The following is a 14176-nucleotide window of genomic DNA, read 5'->3' as shown; positions in this document are numbered from 1 at the left end:
AACTAATTTAAAATTGAATCGTGAAGAATTCAGAAGCTCTAATATAAGTTTTTCTTAATTTGGAGAAGATTTACTTATTTTATCCTATTTCAATGACTATAAAGACCGAAAAGGGTTTTATGTTGATGTGGGAGCTTTTCATCCATTCAAACTTTCTAATACTATGCTTCTCTATAAGTTAGGTTGGCATGGCTTAAACATTGATTGCGACCAAGAAAAAATAGAGTTATTTAATCAACTACGCCCCAGAGATATAAATATTTGTGCTGCTGTTGCCAATTCTAGCAAGGAAATGACGTTATTACGTTATCCAATGTCGGCAACCAATCGATTATCAAATGAATATACAAATGAACAGTTGTCATTGTGTGGAGAAACTCCCACTAATTCATTGAGTATAAAGACTAAAGCATTAGAAACAATTTTGGCAGAAATTAATCTAGAGGATAAAGTAATTGATTATTTGAACGTGGATGTAGAAGGAATGGAGTTAGAAGTTTTAGAGGGAATAAATTTTAATAAGTATGCACCGACACTTATTAGTGTAGAAATTATGAACTCTAAAAACCGTGAATTAATCACTCAATTTTTAGAAAAAAATGGATATGCCACTTCTAGCATTGTTAGACACAATTACTTTTTCAAAAAAATCTGCTAAATAATAAGGTGGTCAATTTTTTGGAGTTTAAGAGCAAATCAAAACAAGTTTTTAATGCTTCGAGTCGTTGCGTTACTCACTTAACCACAGAATTATCAGGAGGTTCAGGAATAGCCGCTCAACGCATTCACAAAGCCTTAGTACAAAAAAACATACCCAGCCAACTTTTATCTCGCAAAGGAACAACCTTTCTACCTCACAGTAGTAGAGATAATCGTTACTCCTCTATCCTGTGGCGTAACCTTGAATCTATCAGCATTAACAGACAGTGGAAACAATCAAACTACGACCGAGGTTTATTTACCAGCCCCCAATGGATATATAAAACCCAACTGCAAGATATAGCTGCTCAAGCATCAATTATCAACCTGCATTGGATTTCCCGATGGATTGATCAACCTAGTTTTTTTACTAGTCTTCCCCCTGATCTCCTTATTGTTTGGTCACTCCATGACATGAACCCCATAACTGGCGGGTGTCATCATGCTCTAGATTGTGATAAGTTTACTACTCATTGCGCTGATTGTCCTAACCTGAAAAATTCAGGAAAATACGATCAAGCATGGAAAAACTTTGCACTCAAAGCCAAATTTTATCAGCGTCTTAATCTCCACTTTGTTGGTAACAGCAGTTGGACAACAGCACAAGCGCAAAAGTCTGCTCTCGGTAAATATGCTCGTTCTATCCGCACTATTCCCCTTGGAATTGATGCGAATGATTATCAACCCATTGAACGCTCTATAGCCAAAGCTGCTTTACGAGTGAATCCTAATGATTTTGCGATCGCCTTTGCTTGTGCTGACTTATCCGATAAAAATAAAAATTTATCCGTTTTATTAGCAGCAATTTCTGAATTAGCCAAAAAACACCCTATTACATTAATTCTATTCGGCTCAGGTCAAATTCCCGCTTTCAATCATCAAATAACTATCCTCAACTTAGGACAGTTATCTTCCTCTCATCTCCAGAGTCTTGCCTACTCCGCAGCTGATATATTTGTGATGCCCAGTAAAATTGAATCCTTCGGTTTAACCGCGCTGGAATCTATGGCCTGTGGTACACCAGTATTAGCATTTCGCACCGGCGGAATACCTGATCTGGTGATTCATGGGGAAACAGGTTGGTTAGCTGACGAAATTGGTTCGGCTGAATCCCTCTATCAAGGACTCGACTGGATGCTACAACATCCCCAAGAGCGTTTGATTTGGGGAAAAGCAGCACGTGAGCGAGTTGAGCGAGAATTCACCGCAGACCTGATGGGCGATCGCTATATTAATCTTTATCAGGAGTTACTTAACAAGTGAAACGAGTATTGATTCGCCCCACATTTCAAGATTGGGCTGAAAATAAACTATTTTCAGATGGAACATCTTTTACATCTCTTTATCAAGAAGCCTTTTCTCTGTGGAAACAACAGGCTGCAAAACTGGGATTTCAACTCGATACCTGGGATCAAGCACCTTTAGATACAGCAGACATCTTCTGGTTCTTAGACCTTCCCCCATCTCGAAGAGAGTTTGAACGCATTCGCACTCAATTAAAACCCAACACCCCTATAGTCCTGCAAATTCTCGAAACTCCTTTAGGAATTCACGCCTTTAATGATGCCAATACTCAAGACTTTAACGCAATTTTAAGTTATGAACATATAGAAGCTATTGAACAAAAACAACGTTACTTTCATTACCATCTACCCAATCAAGTCCGACAACCAGAGACTAACCTATCTTACTCAGAACGCAAAGGCTTATTGCTGATTAACAGCAACCGAGTAGTAGGATTTTTAGGAATGCGTCACCTGGGTTTGTCTGGTATCCCCGGATTTGGAAAATTTTTAGCAGGTTGGTACTGTTCATTCCCGATGTTTACGGAATCTCTATTTGGTGAACTTTACTCCCATCGCCGCCAAATAGCCCGTATTGCTGAATTAATCGCGCCTAATTTTCTCGATATTTATGGGCCAGGATGGAATGGTGAACAGGTTTCTTGGTGTCCACTTTATCTGAACCGTCCCTATAAATGTTGGCGAGGTGTACCCATGATTTCTAAATGGGATTTATGCGAACAATACCGATTTGTTTTAAGCTTTGAAAATTTTAGAGGTAATCGAGGTTACATTAGTGAAAAAATATTTGATGCCTTTTTTGCTGGCTCAGTACCTGTGTATTTAGGAGATGAGCGCATTACAGACTATGTGCCTGCTGAAACATTTGTTGATGCCAGAAATTTTGATACTTATACTGATTTACTCAAGTATTTAATTGCTTGTTCTGAACAGCAATGGCTAGATATGCGTGCAGCAGGTAAGGACTTCATTCAATCTGAGGAATTTCAAAGATTTCAGTCTGATAAATTTGCCGAAATAGCCACAGATATTCTCAAAAAAGTAAGTGTTTAAAGTGAAAATTGCGAATATAAAAGAGAACCTGCGTAAATCCAATTTTTTCAGAACTCTGTATGCTAAATTCTTAAGTCGCGGTAACTCTATTAAGTTGACAGGTAATCACAATGTATTTGATGCATCAGGTGCAATTTTAAAACAATGCTCTGTACAGATTGATGGCAATAATAATCTAATCTTAATTGATGTTGGATGCTATCTACAAGGAGTTAAAATATTTGTTCAAGGCGAAAACTTAAAATTAAACATAGCCAAGAGTGTGTTTATAGGATCAGGATCTGTTTTATGGATGGAAAATAGTAATGGAGTTCTAGAAATAGGAGAATATAGTTCTCTCGAAAAAGTAGGAATAGCTGTGGCTGAGGGTAAGAAAGTTATTCTAGGTAAAGATTGTTTAGTGTCCTATGAGGTAGATATTAGATGCAGTGACTCTCATGCTGTATTTGATCAAGATACAAAATGTAGAATCAATCCCGCAGGAAACGTGGAAATTGGTGATCATGTATGGCTAGGAGCAAAATCTATGATTCTGAAAGGAGTAACTATTGGAGGTGGTTCGGTAATTGGTGCAGGTGCGGTGGTTACTAAATCTGTATGCCTGGAGTGCCAATATGTGTGATTGTAGATGGTAATTTTTCTATTTCTGAACTTGAGAATTTGTATGGAGTAATTCCACTATACATAAATCAAACAAATAAAAAATCTTGAGTTAAGGGAAGCTTGTCAAAAATCGGGACGATCTAAATTAGCGGCATTTTGGGAAGGACCTTTTGAAAAATTTCTGTATTTAGATTCTGATGCTATTGTATGGGGAAACTTACTTAATTATCTAGATTGGAGTAATTCAGATTTTATCGTATTTACCCGATTACTTACTAATAGTTTAAGCAAAAGTGATTTGTCTAATTATTTTTTTAATGTAGACTTACTACTAAGCAAGCTTGATCCTGCATTTCAGTGGCAAAAGCATCCTTACTTCTGTTCGGGAGCATATTGCTCACGACGAAATGCAATTAATTTGCCGGATTTTCTACGAATCAATAAGTTGCGTCAAGAGTATCCCAAATTATTTTGGGGTAATGATCAAGGAATGCTAAATTACCTAGTATTTAAATCTGCTGATATTGGTATTTTAAAATATTCAGTTCAGGATTTACAATATATTCCAGTTGATCATAACGTAGCAGCAACCAAAAATCTTTTTCCTGTTTCTCTCAATAAGTTTCCTGAAAAAGTCCAAAAGGAAACAGTAATTCACTTTTGTGGCTACAAGCCATTAATTCAAAATGCAATTATAAATAAAGGTAAAGTTTATTTTTTGCCATTTACAGCTTTTCGTCTCGCTCATTATCACAGAAAATACAGGCTACTACCCTTATCATATTTTTTGGCTTGGGGGAAAATTATTCTAGAAGAATTTCAAGTTTTCTTACCCAGAATTAAACGTAAAATCAATGTATTTCTCAGCCGTAATTCCGACTTTTAATCGTCCAGAGGCTTTGAGTCAATGTCTGGAAAAACTGTTAAATTGCGACCCAGCACCCCAAGAAATATTAGTACACGTCGATGCAGGTGACTTGACTACAGAACCTACCCTAAAACCAGTATTTGGTAATCAAGTGCGTTGGCTCCATAGTAAGACTCGCCAAGGGCCAGGGGGGGGACGTAACCGCCTAATTCGTGAAGCCAAGTTTCCTCTAATTGCTAGTTTTGATGACGATTCTTGGCCTTTAGACCCTAACTACTTCCAAATTGCATCTGAGCTTTTTGATGCTTATCCACAAGCGGCCGTAATTTCCGCGCAAGAGTTCCGCCGCAACGCTGAACCAACATCAATAGACAGTGATATCCGTGAAATTTCCTGCTTTCAAAACTGCGCCTGTCTGATACGTCGGGATGCTTTTTTGCAAACTCGTGGATATTTGCCCTTACGTTATGCTTATGGCATGGAAGAAGCTGATGTAGCTCTGCAATTGTTAGATGCTGGCTGGAAAATTCTTGATGTACCATCATTAGCAGTTTATCATGATACCCAATTAGAACACCATAATACAGTCGCCATTAATAGTTCCCACATTAGTAATACTGCTCTGCTGGCTTATCTTCGGTATCCCATATCAGCCTGGCCTTTAGGGATGATGCAAGTGCTGAATCGGGTTCGCTATGCTGCTAGTGTTGGTCGTTGGCGTGGTATACCACAAGGAATATGGCAAATTCCCTATACCATTTGGCAAAATCGCCATCATCGTCAACCCGTGCGCCCTGAGACTTTAAAATTGAGTCGCCAAATTGCTCATCGATAGTCAATACTTTTGCATAGCCAGAAGTATTGACTATTAAGCATTAATAATTACTACCAAAAACATCTGTGCTTAACGAACAACGTTGGAGTGTTGCTCTCTTGGGAGCGAGAATGCACTATGCTGTCCCCCGAATTCTCCATAATGCTGGTATATTAGAACATCTGTTCACAGATATTTGTGCAGTCAAAGGTTGGCCTCGATTACTCAATTTTGTGCCTGGGAAACTGCAATCGGATGGAGTGAAGCGACTGCTAGGACGAGTTCCCGATGGTATACCTCCAGAACATATTACCGCCTTCAATCAATTGGGATGGAGCTATGCACAGCGACTGCGGCAAGCTAGTAATAGGGCGGAGATAACCGCAGCTTTTCTATGGGCTGGAAAAAAGTTCTGTGACTTGGTTTTAAAAACAGGATTAGGATCGGCAACGGGAATTTATACCTTTAACAGTGCTGGTCTAGAGATTCTACAATCAGCCGGTCAACAAGATATGCAAACAGTAATGGAACAAACCATTGCTCCCCGTTCTCTAGAATATCAATTGCTACAAGCGGAACAAGAATTTTTTCCAGACTGGGAAATCCCTTTATCGGCAGATCCCTATCTAGAAGAGTACATCTGGCGTGAAGAACAGGAGTGGATGCAGTCTGATATGATTTTGTGTGGCTCTGAGTTTGTCAGAGAAGCAATTAAGGTTTGTGGAGGTCCAAGCGATCGCTGTCGTGTAGTACCTTATGGAGTAGATATTTCTATTATTCCTGAAAAAAAGCAGATTTCCCAACCTTCCCCTTTACGCGTACTGACTGTTGGTAGTATAAGTTTACGCAAAGGCTCACCTTATGTCCTGGAAGCAGCGCGCCAGTTAAGAGGCAAAGTTGAGTTTCGGATGGTAGGCACTGTTAATATTAAAACTGAAGCTCAGAGCCAATTAAATGATTATATCCAATTAACTGGGCCTATACCCCGGATAGAAATACTGAGCCAATATGCATGGGCTGATGTATTTTTGTTACCTTCTTTGTGTGAAGGTTCCGCCACCGTCACTTATGAAGCCTTAGCCGCAGGACTACCTGTAATTTGTACTACCAATACAGGCAGTGTTGTCAGAGATGGCATAGATGGGTTTATCGTCCCGATTCGCAACTCATTAGCGATTATGGAAAAATTAGAATTATTAGCACTGAACCCAGAATTAAGAGATCAAATGGCGCAAAATGCCCGCCAACGAGCCTGGGAATTTACCTTAAAGTCTTATCATCAAAGATTGATGGATATACTTGTACCTGAAGCTGTTTAACAATGCCCACAAATCTAGAAATTCCTCTTAGTTATTACCTGGCTGCTGGACTATTACTATTATTCTCTGTGGAAGCAGCAAGTAAAATGTCTCGTAGTTGGGCTATACCTGCCTTAATGATTTATCTGACCACAGGGATGTGGTACTTTACCGAAGTATTTTATACTCCCGAACGTTTAGAAATATTCAGCAACTTCATTCTAGAGCAAGGTTACTATCAAATCTGTATTTTCCTGATTGTATTCCGTTGCTTACTGCCAAATTTTACCCGTACCATCGGAAAATATTCATCTAAAGTGACTACCTTTAATTGGTTTACCTTATATCCTCATCGCCTACTGCAAATGTTACTGGTGATATGGATACTTTTACTGATTTATGGTTTTAGTCGCTTAGACTGGAATATTTTACAAGCTTTATTCCCACAAGGTGGACGCTGGGCTCCTCAAATGTGGAGTCGGGGTGCAGTTGGAGGACAAACTGATTTTATTGTTTCTGCGGCTGGGTATACTTATGCCTTAATATGTGCCATGTTTGGGGTACTGATTTTCTTTCAACGTAAACCCCAAGATAAGATTCTCAATTTGGTGTTGATTATCATTAGCTGGCCGGCTTTCTATCTTTCTGGTACGAGAAATGCATTTCTTGCCGTAGCTATGCCAGCATATATGACATATTTATTAGTTTCTCGTCAAAAGTGGTGGTTGAAAGCAGCAATTTCAGTAGGTTTATTTACGGCGGTTAACTACTTAATGTTAATTGTAATTAACTTGCGGAATAGCGATATTAATGCTTATTTCCAAGGTACTGCAACTTTAAATCCTGATACCAAGCATCTCGGCTTGAATATGGCTGAAGAATTGTTTTACATTAATCAGTTTTACGAAGCAGGACAACTAAATTTACAGTATGGTGCAGAGTATCTAGGGGAAGCGCTGAATATTATCCCCAGATTTATTTGGTCAAATAAACCACTTTTAGGACACGAATATAATCTGCTGCGAAACCCTGCTAGTGGTATTCAAGCAACCATAGCCGCTGGGTTTATTGGGCGGGGAATTCTGAATTTTGGCCCTTGGTTGGGGCCAGTAGCACCGGCAATTTTAATGTCTGTTTGGGCTGCTTTCCTAGCTCGACTATGGAATCAACGAGCATCAGTTTTACGGTTAGGATTATTTTTAGTAGGTTTAGGCTTGACACCGAATTTAGGACGGGATATTAGCCTGCTGGTGCTTTGGCCGATGATTTTTGGCTATGTTATTGTCCGCTATTTAGAACGTATTGAGCGTCGCCGACGACCCAAAACTACTAATCAGTATTACTATTTTAACCATGACTTGCGCTTATAAAAACCTGAAAATAGCAATTTTATTTGCTAATTATGGCCCCTATCATCTTGCTAGAGTTGCATCTGCGTATCAGGCTGGTAAATCTAGAGGCTGGAATGTTTTTGGTATTGAGTTAGCGCGTTCAGGAGAAGAATACCCTTGGCAAACAAGTGTGAATAATATTCCCTTTAAACTGATTACTGTGTGCGAAACTTCTTCCTATGAAAAAGCACCGCAATTTTTGCTGATTCAAAACTTACTGAAGACACTTTCCCAAATTAAACCTGATGTTCTAGCTATAGCTGGCTATAGTGAACCGTCGATGATAGCTGCTTTTATATGGGGTAAGTTGAATAAAAAAAAATTAATTTTGCTATCTGAATCGAAAGCAGATGATGCTTCTAGAAAATTTCTGAAGGAATGGTTAAAAAAACAAATAATACATAATTATCATGCTGCTGTTGTTGGTGGTAAGCCACATACAAGATATTTGCAAAATTTGGGGATGAATTTATCCTCAATTGCTGGCGGCTATGATGTTGTTAATAATCTAGTTTTTCATCCCGATACAATTCGCGTTTTACCATCTCCTGTTAATCACCCATATTTTTTAACTATCAATCGTTTTGTAGCTAAAAAAAATATTCCGTTTATCTTGGAAGCTTATGCTGAATACCGTGGTAAATTGGGTAATTTAGCATGGGATTTAGTCTTGTGCGGTGATGGTGAATTGCGATCGCAAATAGAAGCACAAATTACTCAATTAAATTTAAATGCTCATGTGCATCTTCCAGGATTTTTGCAAGAAAACGAAATTATGCCATATTTTGCCCATGCAAAATGTTTTATCCATGCCAGTATACAAGAACAATGGGGACTGGTAGTAAATGAAGCTATGGCCGCTGGTTTACCTGTATTAGTATCTAATCGTTGTGGCTGTTATGAAGATTTAATTATTGAGGGAGTTAATGGATTTGGTTTTAATCCTGCTTGCTTATCTGAGTTGGTAGACTTGATGATTAACACCACTCAAGGAAAATATGATCTCCCTCAAATCAGTCAAGCAGCATTAAATCATATAAATCAAAATTTCCCTATTGAGAAATTTGGCGCAGGTCTTTTAGCAGCAATAGATTATAATATCCGCGCCTGAAATCTCAATAAATTACACCCTATTTACTCACTAAATAAATTGCTTCAGTTCCGATGTATTCAGATGGCTTTTCTAATAAAGATTCTAAGGTATAATTCCAGCGAGGAGGAAGTCTATTATCTAAAAATTGGCAGCCTAAAGAAAATTTTTGCATAGATTGAATTTGCAAATTAGCTGTTTGGCAAAGTTTGACTATATCATTACAAGTATAATAAGTGATTGGATAACCATTTCTTTGTAAATACTGTTTTTGCGTTAACAGTTTCACGATTTTAGTAACTGGATGGTCTAGTAATGTAGTTTGGAGGATGATTCGCCCATTCCTAGACAATAGCTTTCTTAAAGATTGTAAAAGTTCTAGGGTGTTAGGAATATGAGCTATTAACCCTGAACAAATAATTAAGTCGTATTCTTGGTTAACAGCTTGATGCTGCACAAAATCAAAGATATCTAAATTAAAGGATTGGATATTTACGTCTTTGGCAGCTTGATTTTTACAGTTATTATAAGCCAATTCTAGCATCTTAGAGGACAGGTCTACTAAAGTCACTTCAGTAAAGTTATGAGACTGAATCACATTAGCTGTAATTTTGCCATCTCCTACTGCACAATCCAATAATCGTTCTGAACATTGTGAAGATAATTGAGTGATAATCTCCATACGTTTATTAAAGTTAAAGGTTTTTCCTGATTTTTTTTCTAAATCGAAGTAATCAGAATAAATTGCTGCTGTTTTATCAAAAAAGTTTTGGATGACATATTTCTTATTTTCTATCATTGTCAGTGCCGGATTAACTCTTATATACTTATAACACTTTTACACTAATCTGCAAGCCTTGAATATGAAAATTTTAATGGTTATCCCTGCATTGGGAAATGTCTATGGCGGCCCGACCAAAATTGTTCTGGAGTTAGCAGAGTCAATCGCTAAATTAGGTATTAGTGTTGATATTATCGCTACTAATGCAAATGGTTCTACAGATTTAGATGTGCCTTTAAATCAATGGACAATAAAAAAATATTATCGGATTCAGTATTTTCCCTATTTAAATTTGTTAGATTACAAATTCACTGGCTCGATGACAAAATGGTTATTTGAAAATGTAACTAACTATAATATTGTACATACTAATGCTATCTTTTCTTATCCAGTTCTAGCTGCTCATTGGGCTTGCAAATTTCGTAAAATTCCATATATTGCCACTCCTCACGGCATGATGGAACCGTGGGCATTGGCTTATAAAGCTTGGAAGAAAAAACTATACTTTACTCTTGTGGAAAAGCCTGCACTCCAAACAGCCAATGCTATGCAAATGACAGCTTCTACTGAAGCCAGACACATAAAGACTCTTGGCTTAGAAACTTCGTTAGTTTTCGTGCCTAATGGCATTCATAGTATAGATTTTGCATCTCTTCCTAGCTCAGATATTTTTTATCAACAGTTTCCTGAAACTCGCAATAAAATATTAATTATATTTTTAGGACGTATTGATCCCAAAAAAGGATTAGATTTATTAGCCCCTGCTTTTGCTCAAGTATATGAAAAATTTCCCGAAACTCACTTGATTGTTGCTGGTCCTGATAATACAGGATTTTTGCCCACGGCGGAAAGCTACTTTATTGAAGCAGGGTGTAGGGATGGTGTCACCTTTACAGGAATGCTTAAAGGTGATATAAAATATGCAAGTTTAGCAGCAGCTAACATCTATGTTGCGCCTTCTTATTCTGAAGGTTTTAGTATGTCAGTATTAGAAGGGATGGCTACTGGTTTACCCTGTGTCATCACTACTGGCTGTAATTTTCCGGAAGCTGGGACGGCTAGTGCTGCTAGTATAGTTGATATTGATGCTGACCAAATAGCCAATGCCTTAATAAAATTTTTGCAAGAACCCATTTTAGCTAAAGAGATGGGCGATCGCGCTCGGCAGTTTATCCTAGAAAATTATACATGGGATAGTATAGCTACAAAAATGCTGTCAATTTATCAAGACATAACTAGCCAAAAATAATTTCATTGAGTAACTCTTCCGCAATCCACATTTACTAACTAATCTAGGATGAGAAATCATGTATACAAATACTAATAAAAAATACCAATACTCCTACCGAGATAGCCAAACATCACACCATCATGATTACATTATTCCTGCTCTAATGGAGATGATATCGGAAACTGCTGCTGCTGTCGTGGAAAATAAACAAAAACCACGCATTTTAGATATAGGTTGTGGTAATGGGAGTTTGAGTAACTTAATTGCACAACACGGTTATGAAGTTGTCGGAGTTGAAGAATCAGTATCAGGGGTACAGTTAGCCCAAGATACTTTTCCCAACTGCAAGTTTGTTCAAGGTAGCATTTATAATCTTCCCTATGCAGAAATAGGCAATAACTTTGATATTGTCATTTCTACTGAAGTAATTGAGCATTTGTTTTTCCCCAAAGAATTAGTGATAAGTGCTAAAAAATGCCTCAAGCCCAATGGGAGTTTAATACTGACTACTCCCTATCACGGCTATCTCAAAAATCTTATCCTTGGTATTTCTGGTAGAATGGATCAACATTTTACCGCTCTTTGGGATGGTGGACATATCAAGTTTTTCTCTGTTGCAACAATGACGAATTTACTCAAATCAGAAGGTTGTACAGATATAAAATTTAAATTTGCGGGCGGTTATCCTTATGTTTGGAAGTCAATGTTATGTTCTAGTATCCCTAAATAGTTAACTTCATTGTTGCCTACATATCCACTATGCTAGAACAAGTTACCCCGCTTATCCTGACTTACAACGAAGCACCCAATATCCAGCGTACTCTGCAAAAACTGACATGGGCAAATAGAATCGTTGTTATTGATAGTTATAGTACAGATGAAACCTTAGAGATTTTATCTTCTTACCCTAAAGTAGAAGTTTTTAAACGCAAATTTGATACTCACGCTACTCAATGGAACTATGGCTTAGAGCAAGTTAAATCAGAATGGGTTCTGTCTCTGGATGCAGATTATGTGCTGACAAAGGAACTGATTAATGAAATTAGTAATTTACCTCTAGACACTACCATTGATGGTTATTTTGCAAAGTTCAAGTATTGCGTATTTGGCAAACCTTTACGAAGTACTATACTTCCTCCCCGTGAATTTTTATTTCGTAAAAATAAAGCCATTTATATTGATGATGGTCATACCCAACTACTAAAAAATCAAGGTCAGTCTAGTCAACTTTCAGCATACATTTACCATGACGATCGCAAACCATTAAGTCGTTGGCTATGGGCGCAAGAACGTTACATGGTGATTGAAACCAAAAAGCTTCTAGAAACTCCCAACAATGAACTCAGTTTAAGCGATCGCATCCGTAAACAAAAAATCTTAGCACCATTAATTATCTTTGTTTATTGCCTCATCGTCAAAGGTGCTATTCTTGATGGTTGGCAAGGTTGGTACTATACATTTCAGCGTGTATTAGCCGAAGTTCTTCTCAGCATACATTTAATAGAAGCAGAAAAACTCCAATAATGGCTGATCCTTAGAATTATAGCATAGGCTAGAATTAAAACTCATTTCAGTTGATGCCATGTTAAAACTGAACAAAACATATATGTTTCTAATTCTAGCAGGTTTTATCCTAGCATTATTGAGTATAATCCCCATCCGACTAGCGATCGCCTCTTACCAGTCTCCCCATCCCCAAGCAATCCTGACCCTTGGCGGTAGTCCAGAACGAGAAGAATTTACTGCTGAATTTGCCAAAAAACATCCCCATTTAGATATATGGGTTTCTAGCGGTATTCCCCCAAAACAAGCCCAAGCCATCTTCCAAAATGCAAATATTTCCAACCACCGCCTGCACCTCGATTACCTCGCGGTTGACACTGTTACCAACTTTACCAGCCTTGTTGATGATTTTAAGCACAACCATATTCAGCATATCTACTTAATTACCTCTGCCTATCATCTGCCCAGAGCCAAAGCCATAGCTACTTTAGTATTAGGTAGTCAAGGAATCACATTTACCCCTGTCCCTATACCCTCCCAAAAACCTAGAGAATCCATTGTTCGCATCGTCAGAGATAGTGGACGTTCCCTATTATGGATTGTATCAGGTCTTACCGGAGCCAGCTTTCACCCTCGTTTTCGTGAGCCATTTTATGCGGCTAGATAAATACACTCTGGGCAATTATACCCCTGGCGCACCTTACTGGAAACAGCTTTTGTGGTACTTCGTTGGCTCTCCTTTAGTTGAGAGTTCTTGGCTTCCCATCACATCTGTGAAGGTGGGGATATTACGGATATTTGGAGCTAGCATTGGTGAAGGTGTTCGCATTAAGCCAGGAATGCGGGTGAAGTTTCCTTGGCGGTTAACTTTAGGTGATTATGTTTGGATTGGTGAAGATGCTTGGATAGATAACCTGGCTCCTGTGACTATAGAAAGTCATGCGTGCATATCTCAAGGTGTGTATCTCTGTACCGGGAATCATGATTGGAGTGACCTTAACTTTGAGTTAAAAATTGCCCCAATTTATATTCAAGAAAGTAGTTGGATTGGAGCCAAGTCAGTAATTGGCCCCGGCGTTACTATTGGGAAAGGCGCTGTGTTAACTATAGGGGGAGTTGCGGCTAAATCATTGGCATCCATGACTATTTATGCAGGAAATCCGGCAGAACCAATCAAGGAAAGAAAGCTACATTAAAATAGATGTAGATAAAATTGACAAATTTAGCAAAAGCATGAAGTTACCAAATCTTGATACCCAAACTATTGATCGCATCATTGAAATGGCATGGGAAGATAGAACACCTATGGAAGCTATTGAGGCTCAGTTTGGGCTACAAGAGAAACAGGTAATTGCTTTAATGCGCCAGCAAATGAAAGAATCTAGTTTCAAAATGTGGCGAGAGCGAGTTACCAAACGCAAAACAAAACATTTACATAAGCGAGAATTTATTGCAGGTCGGTTTAAGTCGCAAAATCAAAAATAATCAAGGTTTGACGGTGCAGTTGTCTTCTCGCCCCCACCCAAAATGAAAGAAAATGA

The 14176-nt window shown here is 38.2% G+C and carries 16 protein-coding genes; 15 read left to right on the top strand and 1 reads right to left on the bottom strand.

Annotation, left to right across the window (positions count from 1 at the left end):
• The first annotated feature begins 127 nt into the window (after positions 1–127).
• The 9 genes from NSP_RS10295 (at position 128) to NSP_RS10255 (ending at position 9141) form a co-directional block, all read left to right on the top strand.
• Positions 128–658 carry an FkbM family methyltransferase gene (locus NSP_RS10295; protein WP_231859573.1) on the top strand — a complete coding sequence of 177 codons (531 nt, stop codon included), beginning with the start codon at positions 128–130 and terminating at the stop codon, positions 656–658.
• An 8-nt stretch (positions 659–666) separates the two neighbouring features.
• On the top strand, positions 667–1962 hold the full coding sequence (locus NSP_RS10290; protein WP_017804044.1) for a glycosyltransferase: 1296 nt from the start codon (positions 667–669) through the stop codon (positions 1960–1962).
• Positions 1959–3056: a glycosyltransferase family 10 domain-containing protein gene (locus NSP_RS10285; protein WP_006197670.1), complete on the top strand. Its 1098-nt coding sequence runs from the start codon at positions 1959–1961 to the stop codon at positions 3054–3056. The genes NSP_RS10290 and NSP_RS10285 overlap by 4 nt, the downstream gene beginning before the upstream one ends.
• On the top strand, positions 3049–3678 hold the full coding sequence (locus NSP_RS27205) for an acyltransferase (protein WP_006197671.1): 630 nt from the start codon (positions 3049–3051) through the stop codon (positions 3676–3678). Before NSP_RS10285 ends, NSP_RS27205 begins: the two co-directional genes overlap by 8 nt.
• A 279-nt stretch (positions 3679–3957) precedes the next feature.
• On the top strand, positions 3958–4545 hold the full coding sequence (locus NSP_RS10275) for a hypothetical protein (RefSeq protein ID WP_231859572.1): 588 nt from the start codon (positions 3958–3960) through the stop codon (positions 4543–4545).
• Positions 4514–5362 carry a glycosyltransferase family 2 protein gene (locus NSP_RS10270; protein ID WP_006197673.1) on the top strand — a complete coding sequence of 283 codons (849 nt, stop codon included), beginning with the start codon at positions 4514–4516 and terminating at the stop codon, positions 5360–5362. Before NSP_RS10275 ends, NSP_RS10270 begins: the two co-directional genes overlap by 32 nt.
• A 65-nt stretch (positions 5363–5427) precedes the next feature.
• Positions 5428–6660, top strand: coding sequence for a glycosyltransferase family 4 protein (locus NSP_RS10265; protein WP_006197674.1), 1233 nt, complete (start codon positions 5428–5430; stop codon positions 6658–6660).
• A gap of 2 nt (positions 6661–6662) precedes the next feature.
• Entirely contained in the window at positions 6663–8009 is a 1347-nt protein-coding gene (locus tag NSP_RS10260) for a hypothetical protein (RefSeq protein WP_006197675.1), read from the top strand.
• Positions 7993–9141, top strand: a complete 1149-nt coding sequence (locus tag NSP_RS10255; protein ID WP_006197676.1) for a glycosyltransferase — start codon at positions 7993–7995, stop codon at positions 9139–9141. The genes NSP_RS10260 and NSP_RS10255 overlap by 17 nt, the downstream gene beginning before the upstream one ends.
• A gap of 19 nt (positions 9142–9160) precedes the next feature.
• Here NSP_RS10255 and NSP_RS10250 read toward each other — a convergent pair whose 3' ends face one another.
• Positions 9161–9919, bottom strand: a complete 759-nt coding sequence (locus NSP_RS10250) for a class I SAM-dependent methyltransferase (RefSeq protein WP_006197677.1) — start codon at positions 9917–9919, stop codon at positions 9161–9163.
• A gap of 64 nt (positions 9920–9983) precedes the next feature.
• Here NSP_RS10250 and NSP_RS10245 point away from each other — a divergent pair, with 64 nt between their 5' ends.
• From NSP_RS10245 to NSP_RS10220, 6 genes are all read left to right on the top strand, one after another.
• Positions 9984–11150: a glycosyltransferase gene (locus NSP_RS10245; RefSeq protein WP_006197678.1), complete on the top strand. Its 1167-nt coding sequence runs from the start codon at positions 9984–9986 to the stop codon at positions 11148–11150.
• Between the two features lie 58 nt (positions 11151–11208).
• Positions 11209–11862 (top strand): class I SAM-dependent methyltransferase, encoded by a 654-nt coding sequence (locus NSP_RS10240; protein ID WP_006197679.1) that lies wholly within the window; start codon positions 11209–11211, stop codon positions 11860–11862.
• 29 nt (positions 11863–11891) lie between these two features.
• Positions 11892–12656, top strand: a complete 765-nt coding sequence (locus NSP_RS10235; RefSeq protein ID WP_006197680.1) for a glycosyltransferase family 2 protein — start codon at positions 11892–11894, stop codon at positions 12654–12656.
• 82 nt (positions 12657–12738) lie between these two features.
• Positions 12739–13302 (top strand): YdcF family protein, encoded by a 564-nt coding sequence (locus tag NSP_RS10230; protein WP_006197681.1) that lies wholly within the window; start codon positions 12739–12741, stop codon positions 13300–13302.
• Positions 13289–13831 carry a WcaF family extracellular polysaccharide biosynthesis acetyltransferase gene (locus NSP_RS10225; protein WP_006197682.1) on the top strand — a complete coding sequence of 181 codons (543 nt, stop codon included), beginning with the start codon at positions 13289–13291 and terminating at the stop codon, positions 13829–13831. Before NSP_RS10230 ends, NSP_RS10225 begins: the two co-directional genes overlap by 14 nt.
• Positions 13832–13868: 37 nt before the next feature.
• Positions 13869–14120 carry a TIGR03643 family protein gene (locus NSP_RS10220; protein ID WP_006197683.1) on the top strand — a complete coding sequence of 84 codons (252 nt, stop codon included), beginning with the start codon at positions 13869–13871 and terminating at the stop codon, positions 14118–14120.
• Positions 14121–14176: the final 56 nt, after the last annotated feature.

Origin of the sequence: Nodularia spumigena CCY9414 (genome assembly GCF_000340565.2) — a bacterium.
In the GTDB taxonomy this organism is placed as follows: domain Bacteria; phylum Cyanobacteriota; class Cyanobacteriia; order Cyanobacteriales; family Nostocaceae; genus Nodularia; species Nodularia spumigena.
This window is presented reverse-complemented; position numbering and strand designations above follow the sequence as displayed.